8 protein-coding genes are annotated in these 22,959 nt (G+C 64.5%); all 8 read right to left on the reverse strand.

From position 1 onward, the window contains the following. Window positions 1-701 precede the first annotated feature (701 nt). The 8 genes from AC0IYH_RS17640 to gspK all read right to left on the reverse strand — a co-directional run bounded on the left by AC0IYH_RS17640 (window position 702) and on the right by gspK (window position 22,957). On the reverse strand, window positions 702-12,935 hold the full coding sequence (locus AC0IYH_RS17640; protein ID WP_471835437.1) for a filamentous haemagglutinin family protein: 12,234 nt from the start codon (window positions 12,933-12,935) through the stop codon (window positions 702-704). 196 nt (window positions 12,936-13,131) lie between these two features. Beyond that, complete coding sequence (locus tag AC0IYH_RS17645; RefSeq protein WP_471835439.1) at window positions 13,132-14,322, reverse strand: substrate-binding domain-containing protein; 1,191 nt, start codon at window positions 14,320-14,322, stop codon at window positions 13,132-13,134. A gap of 464 nt (window positions 14,323-14,786) precedes the next feature. Further along, complete coding sequence (gene gspF / locus AC0IYH_RS17650; RefSeq protein ID WP_122772739.1) at window positions 14,787-15,998, reverse strand: type II secretion system inner membrane protein GspF; 1,212 nt, start codon at window positions 15,996-15,998, stop codon at window positions 14,787-14,789. Continuing rightward, the gene (gene gspE / locus AC0IYH_RS17655; protein WP_116630243.1) at window positions 15,998-17,416 is read right to left on the reverse strand and encodes a type II secretion system ATPase GspE; all 1,419 of its coding nucleotides are present in this window, start codon (window positions 17,414-17,416) and stop codon (window positions 15,998-16,000) included. The genes gspF and gspE overlap by 1 nt, the downstream gene beginning before the upstream one ends. 772 nt (window positions 17,417-18,188) lie before the next feature. Then, on the reverse strand, window positions 18,189-20,510 hold the full coding sequence (gene gspD, locus AC0IYH_RS17660) for a type II secretion system secretin GspD (protein WP_471835442.1): 2,322 nt from the start codon (window positions 20,508-20,510) through the stop codon (window positions 18,189-18,191). Then, window positions 20,507-21,019 carry a type II secretion system protein GspM gene (gene gspM, locus AC0IYH_RS17665; protein ID WP_471835444.1) on the reverse strand — a complete coding sequence of 171 codons (513 nt, stop codon included), beginning with the start codon at window positions 21,017-21,019 and terminating at the stop codon, window positions 20,507-20,509. Before gspM ends, gspD begins: the two co-directional genes overlap by 4 nt. Further along, window positions 21,012-22,082: a type II secretion system protein GspL gene (gene gspL, locus AC0IYH_RS17670; RefSeq protein WP_471835446.1), complete on the reverse strand. Its 1,071-nt coding sequence runs from the start codon at window positions 22,080-22,082 to the stop codon at window positions 21,012-21,014. Before gspL ends, gspM begins: the two co-directional genes overlap by 8 nt. Beyond that, on the reverse strand, window positions 22,079-22,957 hold the full coding sequence (gene gspK, locus AC0IYH_RS17675; protein ID WP_163821354.1) for a type II secretion system minor pseudopilin GspK: 879 nt from the start codon (window positions 22,955-22,957) through the stop codon (window positions 22,079-22,081). The genes gspL and gspK overlap by 4 nt, the downstream gene beginning before the upstream one ends. Window positions 22,958-22,959 lie beyond the last annotated feature (2 nt).

Raw genomic sequence — 22,959 nt, forward strand, 5'->3', positions numbered from 1 at the left:
ACTCCTGGCATCCTGCTGGCGGTTGATTTGGACGTCGTGCTGACGTTGTCAATCGCGTTACACAGGAGAGACGGGAGTGGCCTTGGGCTACCGAACTTTTGTCATGAAAGCTTCATTTTTGCTCGGGGTTGATGGGGGTTTATCCGTTATTTGGGTGATGGCAGCTTATGGTTTCGCCCTTACGGCGACTCACTTTGGAAAAGCCCCAAAGTAAGCAAAGGGCTCTTGCCCCACCACTCGGTACCTCGCCTAGGCTCGGTATGCCCGAAAACAGGTACTACGCAGCGGGCCGCCGCGACGGGGCGTCCCTGCCCCGTCGCGGCTAAACCTGCGTCCTGCCGGTTTACCCGCTCCGTACTACCTGTTTTCGGCCAGCGTGGTTAACGGGGCGCCTGAGATCAAGATCACAAGCCAAAGCAAAGCAAAGCAAAGCAAAGCAAAAGCCGGCCGATACCTATCTGATATATGTGTCAAATGTGGGAGGGGGCTTGCCCCCGATGAGGGTGTGTCAGCTAATAAATTTCTAGCTGACACACTGCCATCGGGGGCAAGCCCCCTCCCACATTTTTTAACCGAGTTCCAACATGCAAAACCGGTCGGATTTAAGGCCGCCGGCTTTTGATTTTGATCTCGAATCGCCCCGTCAAACACACTGGCCGAACGCAGGCGATTGATCGCCCCGAATGTACATCGAGAGGTCCTTACAAACTGATCTGCTTGCGCTCCTCATCCGTCAACCGCGCCCGCGCCTGCTCGCTCAATGGCCCGGCGCCGAGTACCTGCACCGGGCTGTTGGGGTTGTAGCCCGAGGTTTTCTGTTGCGGCGCCGGGGTTTGGGGCAAGGGCTCGGTGCCCAGGCTCAGCACTTCCACGGTCATGATCGACGGCCGGCCCTGCCTGGCTGCCGCCTGCTGGCTGCGCGCCGCGTCTTCCGCCGCCTGGGACGCTGCCGCCCCGGCCGCACTGGCCGAGCTCATGGCGCCGGTGTTGACCGTGGCCGATACCGGCACCCCGGACGACTTGCCCTGGGTCTGGATATTCGCCGCGTTCACCACGCGCAAGGCGGCGATGTTGACGTTGCCTGACACGCGAATGCCCGCCTCGCCCGCATCGATAGTGCCCAACGGTGCGATCAGGTCGATATCCCCCGCCGGCACTTCCGGAATCGGGTTGAGCGTGGCGATCCCCGCGCCGGTGCTCGGCACCGACGGCGACAGCCCCACATTGCCCCAGTTGTCATAGACACGCTTGGGCGGCGTGTACACCACGGTGGTCTTGGAGCCCCGCCCGGCGTTGATGTCACCTTCGCTGGTCCAGCCCATGATCGAACCGCCGAAGGTGGTCATGATGCGGCTCTGGCCCAGCAAGATGCTGCCCAGGGAGTACAGCTGGATATCGCCGGCGCCCTGGGTGATCACACCCGCCGTGGACGGTGGCGCCGCGCCTTCGATGCCAAAGGTCTGGCGGCCGCCCGGGGTGAGCATCTGGATCGAGCCGCCGAAGTTGGTGTGCACACCGGCACCGCCGAACATCGTGATATCGCCTTTGTAGGTGATCGGGTTGCCGGCCACATCGGTGCTCGGGAACAACGCCGCGATAGCGTCACGCCCACGCAGGTAACTGCCCTGGCGCACGCTGCCGTCCTGGTTGTACTCGCGGCCGGCGGCCTTGAGTTCGGCAAAGTACACGTCACGGGCGAAGACCCGTTGCTGCTGGGCCGGCAGCGCCGCGTAGTAGGCCCGCGCCTGTTCGCTGTTGCCGACAAACCCGAAGCGCTCGGCAAGCCAGCCGACCAGTTCGTTTTCGTAGGTCTTGGCTACCTTGCTGCCCTGCAACGATTCGCCCGGTTGGGCCAGGTTGGCGGGGTCGAGGTAAGCCTCGACAAAACGCAGGTAATCCGGGCCGTTGGGGCCGACGCCGGCTTGCATCACAATGCTCGCGCCGGGACGGTTGTCGCCGGCCGCGACTGCGCCGAGGCTGTTGACCCCGACCTTGTCTTCCATCTGGATGTTGCGCCCTGCCGACAGCTCCAGGGTGCCCGGGCCGGCCACGTTGAAACTGCTGTAGAGAATGTCGCGCCCGGCGCTGGCGATGGAGATGTCGGTGGGGCTGTTGTGTACGAACAGGTTGCCGGTGATGGAATAGGCGCCCGTGGTCGATACACCGCCCTCGGCGCCACTGAGTGGTGTGCCGCTGCTGACGATGTCGCGACCGGCCAGCATCCATACCGGGCCGGCGCCTTCATAGTAGGTTTGCCCAAAACGCGGATCAACGGCGGTCGTAATGGTGATCGCCCGCCCACTGTTGACCCCCAGCAGGTCACCACTCAAGGCATAGAAGCGTGCAGGCTCCAGGTTTTCACCCCAGGCCGTGCTGGCCGTGTTGGGGCCAAAGGCAAACAGCGGCGATCGTCCGAAAAGCGCAGTGCTGCCGTCGCTGGACAGGTTACCGCTGCCCGTTACCGGGTTGCGATCGCTCAGAAAACCAAGGAAGGCCGGACGCAGGATCGAGGCCAGGCTATCCGGGGTAGCGCTGGAGCGGCTGATGGTCAGGTCGCCGCCATAGATCGAATCGCCCGCCAGCAACTCCAATTGCCCGTTGGCCGAGGGTGCCAGCACCAAGGCTTTGAGCGGTGCCACCGAGTTGGTATTGAAACTCGAGGCACGCCCGTAATACAGGCTGCCGTTGGCGGCGACCGCCCGCAATGTGGCGGGATAGACCGCGGCCATATCGGTTTCCAGGGTCTCGGTCAGCGGCGTGAGGTTGCCGCCAGCGGAGAACAGGTCCACCGCCGTGTGGTCGGTCCACAGGCTGAACCAGCTTTGCCCGATCCCATTGACCCCACCGTTGACATAAGCCAAGGCATTCATTTGCGGCGCGCGCCCTGGGTCGGCGACGTCCTGCAACACCAGGTCGCCCCGGGTGGAGAGACTGAAGGTTGCGTCGCCCGGCAGCAGGCTCAAACCACCCGCCGCGGCGGCGGAGGTGGAACGCAACGGATCGTAGGCCCGCACTTCGCTGGGGCTCTGGTCTCTGAGCTGGTTACCGTAACGCAAGGTCAGGCTGCCAAGGGCGCCACCGGTCAACTGCACATGCCCACGCAGGTTCACCAGTGCGCCGTTGAGGTGGCCGGTGAAGGTCTGGCTGGCTGGGTTGATGGCGCCGCCGACCCGCAGGTTCAAATCGCCGCCACCGGTCAGCTGTACGCTGCCGTCGGCCGCGACCCGGCCAGTGCTGCCGACTGCGAGTACCACGCCCTGGCTGCGGGGGCTGACGTTTTGAGGGGTTGACGACACTGGGCGGATAAGCCCTGCATCGCCGCCTACATCAACATTGAGGTTGCCGCCGCCCAGGGTGCCAAAGCCGGTGAAGCCGACCATCTGGTCGGCACCCAGGCTTGAGACATAGGAGCCAAAGTTGATCCACCAGGCAGTGGCTTGCGCGTTACCATCGCCCTGGCGCCACAACCAATTGCCGACGTTGGCCGAATCCTGACCCAAATCGACAGCTACCGGGCGCCCGGCGCCAATCAGTGACGGGCTGGTGACATTGCCCGTCAGGTCGCCACCCACTTTCAGCAGTAAATTGCCCCCCGTATCCGGGTACCAGGCACGATACAGGCTGCCCGGTTCGCCATTGACCAGTTGCTCATTGTTGCCCTGGGCATTGCCCAGCACCTTGTTATTGCTGCCCAAGGCGCGTTTGAGGTTGTACGGGTCATTGGCCGAGGTGGCGCTGGATGAACTGCCAGCGGTGTAGACACCGAACAGCGACTCCATACTCAGGTTTCCGGCCGCCAGTAATTCCAGGTCCGCCGCCCCCGTGCGTATCACACTGAAACGGGTACTGCCCCCGGCCAGATAGCTTGTGCCGCCCCCCTGCGTAACGCAAAACATCGGGTATTCATCACACATGCCGGGGTACGCTTCGTTATCGAAGTCAATCGGTTGTCCCGCCATGCCGCTGTCGCCAAGCCATTCGATGGCGCCCTCCTCGCTCCATACAATTGTGGCGCCCGCGCCGGGCACTCCAAACATCCCATAGTGACTGTCGGCGAGGCGCAGATTACCGCTCACCGGGAGCGGCTGCAGCAGGCGACTATCCGCCGCTTGCGTATCAGCACCGGCCACCAGGCGCAGCGACCACGACTGCGAACCTTCCTCCAGCATCGGCGCAATCGCCCAGTTCTTGCCCTGGCGACCGGCGTCGGCAACCCGCAGTTGCACCGACTCCACGCCACCCGGCAACTTGACGTTGGTACCCGACGGCAACAAGGCTCCCCGGGGCAGCACTGTGCTGACGGCCAGCGTGACGTTGCTGACCAAAGGAACCCCTTTGGGCCAGATCAGCCCGTCGATATTGGCCGAAATGCTCAGCAAGGTGCCAGCATCCAGCTTGCTGCCGATGGCGAGGGTTTCACTCTGGCTCAACAGAGTGCCCGCCGCGAACAGCACATTGCCCGACGCATCCCGCACGGCGGCCGCCAATACCGTACCGGCCGGCAGCACCAGCGGTTGGCTGAGCGTTGCCGCGACCGGAAACCGGGTGCCCGCCTGCATAAACAGCGCCTGGGTCAGCACATCAAAATTAAGCGCCGCACCGGCTGGAAACACAGTGCCCGCTTCCAGCGTCACGCCACTGCCCGGCACCACCACCGTGCCGCCGGTGTAGTCGATACCGGCGCGCAGTACCCAGCCATTGTCATCGTCCGTCTCGAGCGGCGCCGCGAAGCCGTCGTTGATGCTGCCGTAGATATTCAGGTCGCCACCGGCACGCAGGGTCAGGCTACCGGCTTCGGTCAAGGCGGTGGATTTAAGGCTGGCGTAGCGATAGCCGGACAGGTCCAGATCGCCCTGCACCACCAGGTCGCCGTCCGCGGTTTTGCTGATGATCTCTACCCCAGGGCGCAGATGGAACGTATCGCCGTAGGTGGCGTTGTTCAGGCCGGCCAGCTTGTTTTGCACCAGGTTGTTATTCGCGCGGGCGGCGTTGATGAACGCCGTGTTAGCAGGATCGACAACCTTCTTGAGGTAGTCCTGATCAATCACCTGGTAGGGACGCCCATTCGGCGTTTCATCGGTTTTGGTCGGGGCGTCGTCATAGGTGATCATGCCGTTGAGGGCGATCGACCGCGCGCCCTGGATCGTCAACTGCCCACTGGCGTCAATGGCGATGTCATTGCCACCCAGGCGCGGCGCGTTGAGTTCCAGGGTGCCACGCGGGCGCCCGTCGCTGGTCGCAGCGTCGGTGCCATGGCGCAGGTCGATGTGCACGCCATCGGCCAGGGTCAACTGGCCCTGGCCCGAGCTGAGGACTACGGTGGCGCGGTTCGGTGAGTCGATGATCTTGCCGTAGCTGTCCACGCGCAGTTGCGTGCCATGGGCATTGAGCACGGCGCTGCCGTCCAGGGTCAGGCCATTCTTGGCGGCCAGGTTGATGCTGCCGATGCGCTCGCCGCTGGCGTCCACCAGGCCGGTCACGCGCAGGCTGCCGTTGTCGATCGAGACGTTGATGCTGTTGGCCTTGACGCCACTGCCGATGGTCAAGTCGCCCTGCTTGAGCTGGAAGCTGCGCGCGCCGAACACCTGACCCTGGTTGAGGCGCTGGTTCAGCGCGGCAAATTGGTCGTTGAGGGTGCCGCTGCCACCCAGGTGCTGGGCCTGGATCTCCACCGCACCGGCCAGGTACGGCACCAGGGTGCCGCCAGCATCGTAGTAACCGCTGCTGCCGGCAACGATCTTGCCCGCCAGGTCGACTGTCCCCGCCGCGCTGTCCACCGCCACTGCGCGCAACCGGCCGGCCTGGTTGAATTGCGCCGACAGGTCGATGGTCGAGCCAGCCGCCTGTTGCACATTGCCCGCGCGGCTCTCCAGCAACACCTCGCCACCCGCGCTGTACTTGGTCAGGTCGTTGAAGGCAAGGGCCCGACCGGCCACATCAATCGAGGCGGCATCGGTCAGCACCACGTCGCCACGGGCGCCCAGGGTGACTTTACCGCTGGGCAGCACCACCGCGCTGGCCAGGCGAATGCTGTCGCCCTGCAACGACAACTCGGCGCCGATACCGTCGACCTTGCCCACCGCGCCGGCCGATGCGCTCACATCGATGGCGCCACCGGCCGTGATTTTATTCACCGAACCGGCTTCACCGGTCATCAGCGGCGTGAGGATATTCAGGTTGCCGCCGCTGTAGGCAAAGCCCTTTATCGCGTCGTAGGCGCCCTGGCTCTGGTACACCGACAGGCTGCCTTTGTGGTTGGCGGTGATGCGCTCGCTGGCATTCAGGTTGACGTTGGCAAAACCCAGCGCCAGGCGGTCAAAGGTCTTGGTGGTGCTCGGTTGGGCAAAGTCGCCGTAGCCGAACTCGATACGCTCGGCGTTGATGTCCAGGCGCCCGCTGCCGGTGCCGGCACCGCCGGTCACTGCTGCCACAGGCGGCGCCACGGCGCCCTGCCAGATCAGGTTGGCGGTGTGGATAGTCGCCACGTCATTCGCGCCGCCGGCGCCGTAGATCGCCGGGGTGGACAGCATCAAGTTGCTCAGCAACGACTTGCCGGTCACCGCGTCATAGGTGTCCAGGGTGCTTGTGCCGTAGAAGTTGAAGCTGTCGCGCGCCGACAGTTGCAGGGTCTCCAGGGCCGGCGCGCCGAATTGGGTATCACCGCGCAGCAGGCGCTCCAGCAGTTGCTGGCTGAGGGTCATCCCCACCGGCAGGCGATTGTTGGCGGCGGCATCGGCCAGGGCTTCGGGGCTGCCGACGTTGATGCTGGACACCCCCAGATTCAGGTGGCGGGTGCCATAACGCACCGCATCGCCCATCTGCAGTGTGCTGTCGGTCAAGGCGACGATGCTGCCTTCGGAATACAGGGCCGTTTGCCCACTGCAGGGTGCGCTGTTGCACGCGCCCAGCTGGATGCCCCCACTCACATTACCGCCCGTTGACGGTGCGGCGACAACGTTGAGCAAACCGTTGGACACCGCCAGCACATTGGTCAGGTTGTAGATAAACCCGTCACGTGCGTCGTAGCTGGCCTTGCCCTGGCCGATGGTGTTGATCGAGGCGCCTTGTTCGACCGCTATGTTGCCCGTAGAGGTCAGCAGCATGACCTCCGGTGCCGCCAGGTTCGCACCCTCGCGCAGGACGATGGAACTGGTGATACTGCTGGGGAGGTTGATGTAGTTGCCACCCTGGCCGTAAATGACATAGGTCATTCCACCGATCAGCAGGCGGGCGGCGCCCATTGCATTGAGGCTGTCGGCATCCAGCGTAATGCCTCTGAAACCGCCGGTAGCCGCTTTGCCTGGCGCGACAATTTCGATATCGCGCCCTAACACGCCCCTTTCTGCGTTAATCAGCGATACGGTACCGCCGTAACCGCCGTCAGCCGCCTCGAAGCGACCGATGCCCTGGAACGAAAAGGCATCCGCACCCGCGCCCGGCCGCAAGGCCAGTTGCAAGGTCTTGGCATCCACTGGCAGCAGAGCGCGGGGCACACCCAGCCTCGCGGCATCGGCTAGGGCGAATTGCGCGTAACCGGTTTCGTTGTATTGGGAGTAGCGGCGCAATGTATCCGCCGACGTGAGGATCACCTGGCTGGCTGTACTGTTGCTGATGCCGGTATTGGCGATGGACAAGCGCCCGGCCGTGGCCCATGAGCCATTGCGCAACGCCTGGGTCACACCGTCGGCGCCAAGCCCGGCCAGGCCATTGATTTCAACCCGGAAAGCGCCTGGCATCAGCGCATAGGTCGACGGCATCAGGGTGTAAGTGCCGGCAGCCAAGCCCGGCACGCCGGCGCCAATGGTGATCTGCTGGCCGATCAGCGGGTCGACCGCGCCGCCTTCCGGCGCCACGGGGGCATAACCCGGCTGCACGCCCGGCACAATCGCATAGATCGGGTTGGTGCCCAGGCCAGGCAGCACAAACCCTCCATTCGCCCCGAACTGTACCAACGGGTTGTAACGCGCATCCGTAGAGCCCCCGCGCCCGGAAATAAACCCCGCACCGAGCAGTTCGCCACCGCCGGACAGATCCACCGTCGCCTCAGGCAGCACCGCCACCGACTGGCCACCCAGAACCACCCCAACGTTCAGGCTGCCAGCCGTGTTGCCACCACCCTGGCCGATGAACGTCACCGTCTTGCCGTTGTACTTGTAGACTTGGCCATCCACCGTGCCGCCGTAAGGCAATACCAGCCCCTTGCCACTCACCGAGGTGATGCTGCCCGGCAGCAATTCGACCTTGTCGGAGTTCAGAATGCCCACTTCGATAAGCCCCAGTGGTGCACGCACCACACCCCCTTGCTTGATCGTCGGGCCGCCCAACTGCAAGCGGCCAAAGGCTGAGTAAGGGACTGCCGCCGTGGTGCCACCCACGCGTTCGATCGTCAGGGTACGTGTAGGGTCATAGTCAGCGGCCAAATAACCTGCGACGACCCGCGCGCCCACTTCAGTCGCCGGGTACAGCTGCGCTGCGCGCAGGGTCATATCGCCGCCGGTCATCAATTGCGTGCTGATGCCCTGGGCAATCACATCCGCGCCAGCACCGGCCAGGAAGCGCAGGTCACCCTGGCTGGTCAATTGCACATCATCGAACCCACGCCGTTCAAGGCTGGCCTGGCTGTTGTCGGGCTGCAACAGATAGCTCTTGTTGCCAAACAGCACATTGCCACGCACCTCGATCAGGTTGGCGTTGGCGTTGAACTGCGCCGTGGTGGCCAGCGCGGAGGAACTGGGCAGCACCGGCACCGCACGGGTGTAGGCTTCCTTGCCGGATTCTGCCGGCGCAAGGATGCCGGCCAGCAACAGGTAAGGCGCCGACAGGTTGACCCGCGAGGTGGCCGCCGCGTTTTCACTGAGGTTATAGCTGCCGCCGTACAAGCGCAGGCTCTGCCCCATGCCCAACGACACGTCACCGTCAAAACTCAGCAAGCCGTTGCTGAGCAGCGCCAGGTTGTCAAAGCCGCCGGCACTGATCTGGTCCACGCCGAGGCGGCCATGGCCGTACTCCAGGCTGGCGGTGGGGCTGGATTGATGGGTCTGGCTGAGTACCAGTTCTCGCACCTTGAGCACACTGTCGTTGACACCGGCCTTGAGGTAATACGGGCTTTCCAGGGCCACGGCCAGGCTGCCGCCCGCCGCACCTGCGCCACCCGCACGGGCAATGAAGCTGCCGTCCAGGTACAGGCCGTTGTTCGAGGCAAAGCTGATGCTGCCACCGTTGCTAGCAACCGGCACGCGGCCCTGGCCGGGCACATCGAGCAACGCCTGGGCGCCGGACGCGTCCAGGCGGGCGCCGTCGCGCACCACCACAAACAGGTCGCTGGCCTTGGCGATACCGGTGGCCAGGTTGATGTCGCCACCAATGCTGATCGTGCCGCCATTGCGCACCTGGCCGTAGACATTGCCACGGTTGCTCACCGCCGTGACCGCACGCGACGCCACATCGATCAGCGCGTTTTCACCCACCCAGATCGAACGGCTATGGCCAGCGGCGTTGGCCGCTTCCGAACCCGTCGCCGTCAGGCCACCGAGGCTGACGCTGCCGCCCCAGGCGTTGAGGCTGCCGTTCATGGTCAATTGGCCGACGCTGCGCAGGTTGATGGCCTGGCCGGGGTCGACACTGATCACCGCGCCCTGCCCCACACTCAAGGCCGTGGTGGCCAGTTCAGCCGCCGTGGAATTCAGATTGCCGGCGGTCAGGGTCAGGCTGGCCCCACGGCGCTGGGTCAGCACACCTTTGCTCGCGTCTTCCTGGTACAGCGCCGGCGTCCAGCGCTCAAGGGCGGTGGTCGGATCGCTGCCCGTGGGGGCCGCCGATGTCTGTTCGCCCACGCGATACACCGGCGCGGTCACATCGACCTGGGTGCCGTCCGTGACCAGCAGCCCTTCATTACCGGTGATGTCATAGGCCGAGAAGCCTTTGTTGAAGAAGTCACCGGCCAGTTGCACGGTACCTGCATCCGGCGCCGTGGCGCTGGCGCCGATCTGCACCTTGCGCGCCTGCAACGCCAGGGTGCCGCCACCGCTGACGCCATAACCGCGAATCTCGCCGTCCAAGCCCAGGGTGCTCAGCGACGCCAAGGTCACATCGCCGCCCTTGCCGCCGTTGAGCTTGCCATCCAGGCCGAGGGTGCCGCCGGAGGATGTGTCCACCACGCTGCCAGCCACCAGGTTCACATTGCCCGTGCTGCGCAACGACACTTTGCCGCCGTTCACAAAGGCCACACCGCTGTTGTCGGTCGGGGCCAGCAGCAGGTTGCTCCAACGCCCGCTGGTGTCCAGCGTGACCCCGGCGGCGACGTTTACCGTGCCGCCGCCGTTGAAGATCGTGTCACCCACGGCACCGGCTTTAAGCGGGTCGACCTGGCTGAGGATATTGCCCGCATTGATACTGCCGCCGTGGGCCGTGAGGTTGGCGTTGATCGCAACGCCACGCCCGAACAGGGTGATATCGCCGCCATCGCCCACCTTGAGCGCACCGTTGACGGTAACCTGCTGCTTGCCAGCGACCTTGATCGCGCCCAGTTGGTAGCCATTGAGCTGGTCGCTGTCGAGCACCATCTTGCCCTGGCGGTCCGCCGGCAGTGCGGTGGTGAGGTCCAGGCCATCGGCGATTTTCTGCGTGCTGCCTTCGATCAACACCTCGTCCGCGTTCGCGCCCAAGGCATAACGCAGCGTGCCGGTGGTCTTGTTGTACACCGGTGTGTAGCCGCCAATGATCAACTGCGCGCGCTGGGCCATGGCCTTCTGCGACTGCTGGTAACCGTCGAGGTTGATATTCGGCGCCTGGGTCTGGCGGTCGCCCTGGAACACGTCGCTGATTACCTGCCCTTCGAGCACCGCGCTGGTGGTACCGATCACCAGCTTGCCGGCATCGCGGCCCACCGTGTAACCGCTCTCGTAACGGCGCTGCTTGGCGATCATCGGGTTGTAGTAGTACTCGGTCTGGCCCCAGCGCACGCTGGTGTCTTCATAGCCTTTGTAGATCCCGGAATAGAGGATGTCGCCAGGCGCGTTGGACAGCTCGTACAGCCGCCCATCCGGGCCCTTGAGCCAGGTCTGCTGGATATAACCGGCCTGCACATCCACGGTGCCGCCCGACAGGTTGATCTGCGCGCCGGTCTGGGTCACCACGTCCTTGCCGGTAAAAGTCACGGTGCCGCCCTGGGCCATCCACTCGCCCACCGAGTGGCCCTGGGTGCCGAGGTAGCCGCCGACTTCGAGCAAACCGCCGGCGGTGTACCAGCGGTCCGTGGCGTAGCCGTTGGTGCCAGCGGGCACGAACACCAGATCACGCAGGTCGACCCACACATCGTTGTTGATCAACTGCCCATCGTCACGGTTGACCGGCGCATCGCGCTGCTCATTGCCCTGCACGTTGATCTTGATGTTATTGGATTCCATCGACACCTTGACGCCGACGGCGCCCGACACGTCGATCATCGCGCCGTCGCGCACCAGGCTGCGCCCGGCCGCGCTGACCGCCACCTGGCCGCCCGTGGCGAGGGTGATCGAGCCTTTCTGGAAGTCCACGGTGCCGCCGCTGACGATTTCGATGCGTGATTGGTCGGTGCGGTCGGCCACGGCGCTGAGGTTGTTGAACTGGCCGGTGATCAGGTTGGCGGGCGTGCCGTCGAGCTTGATCAGGCCGTTGTCTTTCTGGCCGTTGAGCGCGGTGCTGCCGCTGCTGTCGAGCAGGATCGCGGTGGTGCTGCCCTCGCCCAGGGTCACGCTGCCGGTGGTGTCGGTGGAGGCGTTGAGCAAGTGGATGGTGCCACGGGTGTCCACCGAGGTGCTGGCCAGGGCCACGCCGTTTTGCTGCACCTGGTGCCCGGTCAGGGTGATGTCACCGGTGGCGGCCATGATCAGGCCCGTGTTGCTGACTTTGCCTGCGGTGCTGCCGGCCTTGAGGCTGGTGGCCACTTCATTGCCGCGCGTGGTAGAGCGGTCATTGCCGGTGGTGCCGACGCCCTTGCGGATGTAAAAGCTGTCGCCGGCAGCCAAGGTGGTCTGGCCTTTGGCGGTGTTGATGGTGCCGGCGTTTTCCACTTCCGAGCCCAACAGCAAGGCATAGCCGCCGGCGTCGGTGGAGGTGGCTGGGTTGTGGGTCTGGATCAATGCGCCGCGCTGCACCTCGACCTTGCCCGCCGCATCGGTGAAGGTCGGCTGGGTGCCGGTGGCGTCCACGTAAATGCCGCGCTGGGTGAACTGCTCGTCGGTGATGTTCGCCGCCGCTGCCACCAGGTTACGCACGTTGACCTGGCTGGTGCCGCTGAACACCACGCCGTTGCGGTTCATGATCATCACCGTCCCGGCGCCGTTGATCTGGCCCTGGATCTCGCTGGGGCGTGCATCAGGGTCGTTGACGCGGTTAAGCACGGCCCAGCTCGACTGCTGCTGGAAATCCACGCTGGTGTTGCGCCCGACGTTGAAGGTCTCCCAATTGAGGATCGCCTTGTCGGCGGTTTGCTCGATGGTCACCGTGGTCTTGCCGCCAGCCTGGGTCTGTACCGGGCCCTTGGCATTGGTCCAGCCCTGGGTCAGGCTGTTATCGACCTGCAGGCCGCCCTTGCCGAGGCCATCGGGAATGGTCGAGACCTGGCCGAACGCGGCCTGGCGCCCAGCGGCCTGCGCCGCCTGCTGCGCGGCAATCGCCGCCACGCTGGTATTCAAGGTGCTGATGGAACGCGCCAACTGCTGGTTGACCTTCGCCTGCTGGTTCAACGTCGGAATCCCCGGCACCTGCCCGGCACTGATCCGCGCCGCCGTCGCCGCCTGGGTCGCGCCTTTGTCGGCAAACCAGCTGGAACTGAACGCCGTGGCCGCGTGGGCGTTGCCCGCCACCATCAACAACGCAATGGCCTGGGCCAAAGGCTTGAGACGCAGGACGGGCTCTTGGGCTTTCAGGTTAACCGGTGATTTGCAGCGGACCATCGGGAATCTTCCTTGTTTGTTATTCGCCAGAGGCAAGACAAGCTCACGTATGAGGGTTAGGCGGTTGGCGAGGGGCGGGACCGAACTTCTGTCACGCAAAGTTCATAGAGGGCTGGTAGCAACGGGCACAAACGCAAAAATCAGCAACGGCACAAGCCGTTGCTGATCAGGTGTTGCAGGTCGGTGAAAGCGTGGGTTACAGCGGACGACCGATACCGTTGCAGACGTTGGTGTTGCCGATGCTCAGGGCGTTGCTGGCGGTCAGGAAGCTGCCGCGAATCGCGACTTTCCAAGCCGTTGGCAGCGGCACGAAAGCGTTGGCGGTGATGGCTGCATCGTTGTTGTTAGACGCCCCGTAGTGCTTGGCGAAGAAGTCACGCACTTGGGTGGTCTGGGTGGCATCGGCGTAGCACTGGCCGAAGATCACGTTGGTGAAGCCCAGGATCGGATAGCCCGAGGTTGGGTAAGGTTGCACACCGGCGGTGTTGTCGGGACCGAATACTGGAACCCAGGCGTCCGGGTTGCCACGCTCGGTGGTGGCAGGTACCGGTACGGCGCCGATGGCAGCGGAAACGTTAGCCGCAGCTGGCGAAACACCGGCGGTGTTAGTGGCGACCACCTTGCCCACGCGGGCAACCTTGGTAGCGTCGTCCAGACCGGCGAGGGTTGGGGCGGCGAAGTCAGGGCTCATGTAGGTAACGCCGCCGGCGGTGGAGGACAGGGACGTCATCACACCTTGGCTGCCAGTGGCGGCAACAGCGCCGACCAGTGGGGTCAGGCCGAGGCTGTAGCTGTTGGCGAAAATAGGCGTAACGGCAAAGGTGCCAGCTTCGGTGGTGCACTTGGCGTTAAGGAAACGCGTGAACAACTCAGTGGTACCGCTGCTTTCGCTGCGATACACGATGGTGATCGGACCGGTACGACCAGCGCCCGAAATATCTTTCCAGTCGTTGATACGACCCGAGAACACACCGCACAGCTCGTTGACGCTCAGGTCAACCGCTGCGGCGCCGCTTTTGTTGAAAGGAATCGCAACCGAAGTCCCCACCGATGGCACTTGAATCAACTTGCCCCAGGTTGGTTGCTTGTTAGTCACATAGGTGGACAGCTCGGTAGCCGACAATTTGGAGTCGCTACCGGCCCAGTGCACGTTCTTGTTCGTCACGCCAGCCACGAACTTGGTGTAGTCGTTGTTCAGGAAGGCTGCCTTGCCGTTGCCGCTGCCCACGCCGATGTAGCCGGCAAAGCCAGTGGTGAGTACGCCGGAGGTCTGATACAGCGCTTGTGGCAGGGTTGCGCCGCCGCCGTTGATGTCAGCCATTGCAGCCTGGGCCGAGCACAGTGCAGCGAGGGTCATGGATACCGCGAGAACGTTGCGCTTAAACATGAAGAAGCTCCTTTCGTCGTGTTTGTACGTTTGGGGTAGATGGCGCTTGCATGACGTCATGGCTTCGGTCCCAAGCCGGCTTGCGGGGGTGGCGAGGGGTGAGGCCATGGGTAGGGAATTTGGCAGTTTCCGATGACAGCAAAAGGAAAAAACCTCGGGAGGAAGGCGTTGATTTTCAAAAAGATTCTCGGGTGTTTTGGTCATGCAAATGAGCGGTTTCGGGGCAGATGACAGCGGGATTTCAGCAGGGTTTTGCGGCGTTGGGCTGGAGGCAGCGCGGGCCGTGTGGCGGGGGTTGGAACATGACGGGATGAGGAACCCGAGGTTGCAGGACTGCACTGAACACAACACAAAACCAATGTGGGAGGGGGTTGCCCCCGATTGCTGTGTATCAGTCACAACATCCTTGACTGACCCACTGCTATCGGGAGCAAGCCCCCTCCCACATTAGCCTTGTGGTGTGTTCAGGTGACGAGTTGGTTGATCTCGATAATCGGTAGCAGCACCGCCATCACAATCACCAGCACCACGGCGCCCATCACCACGATCATCAGCGGCTCCAGCAACGCGGTCATACCCATGGCGCGCCGTTCGATATCCCGCGACAAGGTCTGCGCCGCGCGCTCCAGCATTGGCGGGAGCGAACCGGTTTTTTCACCGCTGGCTATCAGGTGGATCAACACCGGCGGAAAGACCTTTTCCACCGCCAGCGCCGGGGCCAGGTTGACGCCTTCGCGCACTTTGGCGGTGGCGTCGTTGACGCACTGGCTCAGGCGCTCGTTGGACAGGGTTTGCCGCGCCGCTTCCAGGGCGCGCAGCAACGGCACACCGGCGCCGCCGAGGATCGCCAGGGTCGAGGCAAACCGCGCCGTGTTCAAGCCCAGCACAAACCGCCCGATCAGTGGCAGGCGCAGCACGCGGCTGTGCCAGTTAAGGCGCGCCACCGGGTTGCGCAGGTACAGGCGCCAGCCCCAGAAACTGCCGAGCATGCCGACAAAACACAGCCAGCCCCAGGCGCGAATAAAATCGCTGGCATTGAGCATCGCCAGGGTCAGCCCCGGCAGGTCCTGGCGTGCCTGGGAGAACGCGCTGACCACCTGGGGCACCACATAGCTGAGCAGGAAAATCACAATGCCTATGGACACCAGCCCCACCACGCCCGGGTAGATAAACGCGGTGAGGATCTTGCCGCGCAGGTTGTTGCGCTCCTCGATGTAGTCGGCCAGGCGCTCCATCACCTGAGCCAGGTCACCGGACTCCTCCCCCGCCGCAATCAACGCGCGATAGATCGACGGAAAATCCCTGGGCCGTGCGGCCAAGGCATCGGCCAGGCGCATGCCGCCACGCACATCGGCGCGTACCGCGGCCAGGGTCTGGGCGATGTGTTTTTTCTCGGCTTGCTCCACCGTGGCGCTCAGTGCCGCCTCCAATGGCAGGCTGGCCCCCAGCAAACTCGCCAGTTGCCGGGTGGCCCAGGCCAGGTCGTTGTCCGACAGCTTGGCGCTGAACAGGCTGCTGCCGGCTGCGCTTGGCTGCCCGCCTTCGACCTGCACCAGCAACGCGGTCAGGCCCCGGCTGCGCAGCATGGCAAATGCGCCGCTCTGGCTGTCAGCCTCCACGTGCCCGGCCTCGACCTTGCCGCTGGCATCGGCGGCTTCATAGCGATAGCGATTCATCAGGCGTCCCGTGTCACGCGCAGGATTTCTTCGGGTGCGGTGGCGCCGCTGCGCACCCAGCGCTCGCCGTCTTCACGCATGCTGAACATGCCGGCACGCCGTGCGGCCAGGCGTAGATCCTGCTCGCCGGCGCCGTTGTGGATCAGGCTGCGCACGTCATCGTCGACGCAAAACAACTCATGGATCCCGGTACGCCCGCTGTAGCCGATCTGGTTGCACTGCGCGCAGCCCACCGGGCGCCAGGTGCCGGGCGCGGCCGGGTCTTCCTGCTTGCAGTGCGGGCACAGACGGCGCACCAGGCGCTGGGCCAACACGCCCAACAGCGACGACGCCAGCAGGAAGGGTTCCACGCCCATGTCGATCAAGCGGTTGACCGCCGACACCGCGTCGTTGGTGTGCAAGGTGGCGAGTACCAGATGCCCGGTGAGCGAGGCCTGCACGGCGATCTGTGCGGTTTCCAGGTCGCGGATTTCGCCGATCATGATGATGTCCGGGTCCTGGCGCAGGATCGCGCGCAGGGCCAGGCCGAAGGTCATGTCGATCTTGGCGTTGACCTGGATCTGGCTGATGCCCGGCAAGTCGTACTCCACCGGGTCTTCGACGGTGAGGATATTGCTGGTACTCGCATCCAGCCGCGCCAGGGCGGCGTACAGGCTGGTGGTCTTGCCGCTGCCCGTGGGCCCGGTGACCAGCACGATGCCGTGGGGCTGGCGGATCAGCGTATCCAAGCGTGCCAGCAACTGCGGCTCCATGCCCAGGGTTTCCAGCTGCAAACGCCCGGCCTGTTTGTCCAGCAAGCGCATCACCACGCGCTCGCCATGCCCGGTGGGCACCGTGGACACGCGGATATCAATCGGCCGCCCGGCCACGCGCAGGGCGATGCGACCGTCCTGGGGCAGGCGTTTTTCGGCGATATCCAGCTGGGCCATGATCTTGATGCGCGACACCAGCGCACCATGCAATGCCTTGCGCGGCGAGACCACGTCACGCAGGGTGCCGTCGACGCGGTAGCGCACTACGGAGTGGGTTTCGTAGGGCTCGATGTGAATATCACTGGCCTCGTCGCGGGCGGCCTGGGTGAGCAAGGCGTTGATCATGCGGATCACCGGGGCGCCGTCCTGGGTGTCGAGCAGGTCGGTGATTTCGGGCATGTCTTGCATCAGGCGGTCGAGGTCGACTTCGTTTTCGGCCGCGCCCACCACGGCGGCGGCGCTGCCGGTATCGGCGTAGGCGCTGGTGAGCAGGCCGTCGAGTTCGTCGTCGCGTACGTGTTCCAGCTGGGTTTGCCCGAACTGGCGGTGGACTTCGCTGATGGACCAGCCGGGGGTGGAGGGGCATACCGTTAGCAGCAGGCCTTCTGCGCTGGGGCGCAGGAGGATGCGTTGGGATTTGGACCAGGCGTAGGGTAGGAGGCTCATTGGGTTGGGCCTTTTTGGCTGTGTACATATCCGGTTTTTTTGTAATGGCCACTATGGGTTTCGCCCTTACGGCGGGTCACTTTTGGAAAGAGCCCAAAAGTAACCAAAAGGCTCTTGCCCCACCACTCGGCACCTCGCCCAGGCTCGGTGTGCCCGTACTCCGGCATTGCTCCGCGGGCCGCCGCGACGGCCCGTCCCTGGCCCGTCGCGGCTAAACCGGCGTCCTGCCGGTTTACCCGCTCCTCAATACCTGCGTACGGCCAGCGTGGTTTTACGGGGCGCTTAAGATCAAAATCAAAAGCAAAGCAGATCAAAAGCCGGTCGCGGTGCATCTGACATGTGGAGATCAAATGTGGGAGGGGGCTTGCCCCCGATGAGGGGGTGTCAGTTGATAAATATTTGGCTGACCCACTGCAATCGGGGGCAAGCCCCCTCCCACATTTCAGACTGAGTACGACTTGAAAAACCGGTCGACTATAAGGCCGCCGCGCTGTGGCCTTTGATCTGCGAGCGCCCCGTAAACCACGCTGGCCGCACGCTGGCTTGAATCCGTGGGTAACCCGGCAGGACGCCGGGTTAGCCGCGCTGGGCCAGGGATGGCCCATCGCGGCGGCCCACGGATTCAAGCCTGCGTGCGGGCACACCGAGCCTGGGCGAGGTGCCGAGTGGTGGGGCGAGGACCTTTTGGTTACTTTTGGGTCCTTCCAAAAGTGACCCGCTGTAAGAGCGGAACCATAAGTGGCCGCTACCGCAGCAATGGATATGTACACCATCAAGGCCGCGCCCCCGAAGAAACCGGCACCGCCCGAATCACCGCCCGAGGCCCCAAAGCCCCCGGTATCGCCTTCTCCACCGCCGGCAACTGCGGCGCCTGCACATCCGGCATCGCCCAACTATGCTCCGGCTGCAACCCACCCTGCGCCCGGCGCATAAACTCATAGCGGTTCAGCGTAATACTGCGCCCCGCCCCACTGTCGCGAATAATGTAAGGCCGCAAAAACACCATCAAGTTGGTCTTGGTCACACTGCGCTTCTCATTGCGAAACAACGCCCCCAAGCCCGGAATATCCGACAGCCACGGCACCGCATCATTGCTCTGGCTATAGCCATCCTGCAGCAGGCCGCCGAGCACCATGATCTGCCCGTCATCCAACAAAATACTGGTATCGATCGCGCGCTTGTTGGTCACCGTGCCCGCCTCCACCGAGGCCCGTGTGTCGACGCTGCTGACCTCCTGGTAGATATCCAGCTTCACCGTGCCGCCCTCGGAAATCTGCGGGCGCACGTTCAGCTTCAAGCCCACCTCTTCACGCTGCACGGTCTGGAACGGGTTGTTGCTGGTGCCCCCGCCGCCGGTCACATAGCTGCCGGTGACAAACGGGATGGTCTGCCCGACAAAAATGCTCGCCGCTTCGTTGTCCAGGGTCAGTAGGTTCGGGGTGGACAGCACATTGGTGCCGCCCTTGCTCTTCAGCGCGCGGGCCAACACCTTGAGGTCGAGGACCTTGCCGATCCCGGGGATGTCCACGGTACCGTTGACCAGGCCGATGTTCAGGCCCTTGGGCAACACATCGATGCTGGTCGGGCTGGTGGGCGTGCCATTGATACCACTGCCGCCCAGGTTCACGCCGCCGAAACCACCCTTGCCCGCCAGGTTGCCGGCCTGCCACTGCACGCCGAACTCGGTGGCGTCGTCTTCACCGACTTCCACGATCAGGCTCTCGATCACCACCTGGGCGCGGCGCTGGTCGAGCATGTCGATGACTTCGCGCAGGTTGCGGTACAGCGGGTCTGGTGCGGAGATCAGCAAGGTGTTGGTGGTCGCATCTGCCTGGATGGTCACACCGCCGGCGCTGAACGCGGTGTCCTGGTCGCTGGCGGCACTGCCGGAACCGGTGCTGTAACCGCTGGTTTGCCCATAGACCGGTTGCACGCCACTGCCACTGCCGGTGGGCGTGCCGCTGCTGTTTTGCGCGTTATTCGTACCCTGGCTGTTCTGGCTGTTGCCGCCCATGGCACTGAGCTTGCCGCGCGCATCGTCGCTCACGCCCGAATCGCTCTCGCCGGTCAGCAGCCCGCGCAGCGACTGGGCCAACTTGCCCGCCTGGGCGTTGCGCAGGTACACCACGTGCATGTTGCTCGGGTTGCTCTGGGCGTTGTCGAGCTTGTAGATCAGGTTGCGCGCCAGCTCGGTACGCTCGGGGCTGCCGGAGCGGATGATGATCGAATTGGAGCGCGGGTCGCCGACCACGTTGATCTTCTGGGTCTGGTCGGCGCCCTGGGTTTCCAGCAGTTCGCCGACCATGGCGGCGATGTCCACGGCGATGCCGTTCTGCACTTTCACCACGTCGGTGTCGATGGCGCTCGGGGTGTCGATGCCATTGATGATCTGCGCCACGCGCGCGAGGTTTTCCGCGTAGTCGGTGATCACAATGCTGTTGTTGCCGGGGTAGGCGTTGATCGGGTTGTTCGGCGACACAATGGGACGCAGCACCGGGATCAGGTTCACCGCGTTTTCATATTGCAGGCGAAAGGTGCGGGTCTGCATGCCACTGCTGCCGGCGCTGTACATCGGGCCGCCGAGCAACTTGGCATCGGCCTCCGGCACCACCTGGGCCACGCCGCCCACGTCCACCACGCTGAAACCCTGCATGCGCAGCGCCGCCAGCAGCATGTCGTAGGCCTGGTGCGCGGGCACCTGGCCTTCGCTGACCAGGGTGAGGTTGCCCTTCACGCGTGGGTCCACCAAAAATTGCTGGCCGGTGGCGCGGGACAATGCGCGCACTACCGCCTGGATATCCGCCTCGACAAAATTCAGCTGCACCGGCTGCTCGCCCAGCGGGTTGCGCGCCTTGACGGCCGCCGGTGCGTGGCCACGGGCGCTGTTGGTTACCGGGTGTTGTACGGCGGGCCTGGGCAGCGGTTCACGCTGGCGATCCAGCACGCTATCACCGCTGCGGCGGGTGTCGGCCAGGGGCTGGCCGAGTTCGCTGTCCACCAGCAACGGCTTGGCCGCCTGCTGGCTGCTGCACGCACTCAAGGCCAGCAACAGCAGCGGCGCGACGGTGCGAAACGGGGGGACTGACCACTTCATGAAGCTTCCTTAGCGCCAAGCGCCTGATCCATGCGAACGGTCCCGGACACAGTGCCGGCCGAGTTATCGACGCCATCCGGGGCACGCTGCAAACGCGCTTCGGACACGTCCAAAGAAAAGGAACGGGGACCGCCCAACAACCAGCCGACCACGGCATCGGCCGGAGCATTGTCGAAGGTCAGCCGCCAACCACCCGGTTCCAATGCCTGCAGCTGGTAATGCCCCTGCAAGCCAGCGCTTTCGAGGGCCTGGCGCATCGCGGCTTCGTCAGCCCGCCGAGGCGCGGCGACGTCCTGCAACAACGCCTGCAAGGCGGCGGCCTGGGCACGTAATTTGGGGGTTTCGGCCTGCCAGTAATCGATTTTTTTCAACGCCGGCTGCACCAGCACCAGCCAGATCAACAGGCTCGCCAGCACCAATCCTGCGCCGCTCAACAAGCGTTTTTCGCGCAGGGCCAGGCCGCCCCAGAACACCTGGGACTGGCTGCGCAGACGCTGGAGTTTATTCATCGCCGGCCTCCGGTTTTTCCGCCGCCTGCGCCGGGCCAATGCTCCAGCCACGCTCATCGCGTTCGGCGGCAAACCCTGCCTGGGCCAGCGCGGCCTGCCAGTCGCCGACCGCCGCCGGGTTGCGGCTGTCGGCGAGCAGTGCCAGGTGCAGGCGGCCCTGTTCGAAACTCAGGCTGTCGACGCTGCCGACCATAAACAGCAGGTTGCTGCCCGCCAGTTGCAACAGGCTGGTGAAGCGTTGGCCGGGGTCGGCCGCCGCGCCACTCTGGCGCGCGGCCAACTGTTGGCGAGCCTGCTGCAACGGGTTGAGCACCACCGGCAATTGAGGAAACGCCTGGCGCACCTGCTGGCTCATCAACGCCTTGAGCCGCAGGCCTTCGTCGACCTGGCGCGCGGCGTAGAGGTTGAGGCCGAGGGTCCAGATCGCTACTGCCAGCGCCACGCAACCCAGCGCCCTGCCCCAGCCGCCACTGGCGGCCTGGCTGAAGCGCGCCTGTAAGCCCCAAGCCGGCACCGGCCCGCTCCATCGCTGGGCCGCATCCACCAGCGGCATATCCAGTGCTTGCAACCCCAACGGATGCACCGCGCCTTGTTGCAGGCTGTCGCGCGTCAGCAGATAACCGTCGTGCAACGCCGCAGCGCCCACTGGCAAGGCATGGGGTGCCGGGTACAGGCCGCGCAGTTTGAGATGCGCCTGGGCCAGCACCTGGCCAAGTTGCTCCAGCCCGGCCTTGGACACCCAGCCGACCTGCACGCGCCCATCGCTTTCGCGCGGGCCGTGGGCAACCTGCATCTGGTCCACTGCGCCAAGGATCAGCGCCTGCGCGGCGCAGGCCACGGCGGCGGCGGTTCTGGCGGCGGGTAATGGCGGCAGTTCCAGGCTGGTCAACAGGCTGTCGCGCGGATGCAGAAAGCACTCCACCGCCTGGCGCTGCTTGCCCAACTGCGCCAGGCTGGCGTGGCCCTCATCCACCACCACGCCGCGCTCCAGCCAGGCAAAAGTCACCGGGCTGTCCAGGCTCAGCTCAGCGAGCGGCGGCAAGCCGATGCGCAGGCGTTTCATACCCCCACCCGCGACCAGATCACCCGTGGCGCACGGTCTTCGGGCCGGTGCAGCAGCGCCTCCAGCGTCACCCGACGTTGTTCGCGCCGCGCCTGGCCCTGCAGGCGAAACCACTCGCTGGTGATGCCCACTTGCACGGCGTCCACATTGACCTGCGGCAAGTGCAAGCGGTTGACGAAATCCCCGCGATTGATAAACCAATGCCCGCCATCACGCTCGGCCACCAGCCCATGGGCCTGGGCCAGGCTCAGCTGCGGCACCACCGCGCTGAGCACTTCGGCACTGGCGGTGTTGCCGTTGACCCAGGTAATGCCGGGCAACACGCTGATATACGCCTGCATGCGCCGCAACAGCGCCGGGTCGAGGCCTTCGATGCCGCTCAAGTCGTCGAGGCTGCGCAGCATCGGGTATTTGGCCGGCAGGTCGGTGCGGTCATACGAGGCGATCACCCGCTGGCTGATGCGTCGGCTCACGGCCGGGTCGACCCCGATCAACCGGCACAGGCGCTCAAAGCTCTGCAGTTGCTCGGTGTCCAGCTGCTGACGGTTGACTAGGTTGCGCAGGTTGAACTTGCCCTGCTCGTCCTCGATCCGGCCTTCGAACGCGCCGCCCTGGGCGCGGGCCCAGGGTTGGTCGAGGCGCGTGAGCACGTCTTTCTGGCGCGCGTCCCAGAGCAGCTGCCGGCTGCGCTCCAGGCCACCCTGCAACAGCCACTGGCCCTGGATGCGCAATTGCTCGGCTTCCAGGCTGCGGGTGAACACGGTCTGGCGCGTGAGCATGGCGCCGGCCAGCACCGCCACCACCGCCGCGATCAGCAAGGCGCTGATAATCGCCATGCCGCGTTGCTTCGCCGCTGTGGGCGAATACCGGTTCATGG

This window comes from Pseudomonas sp. AC463 (genome assembly GCF_979253585.1).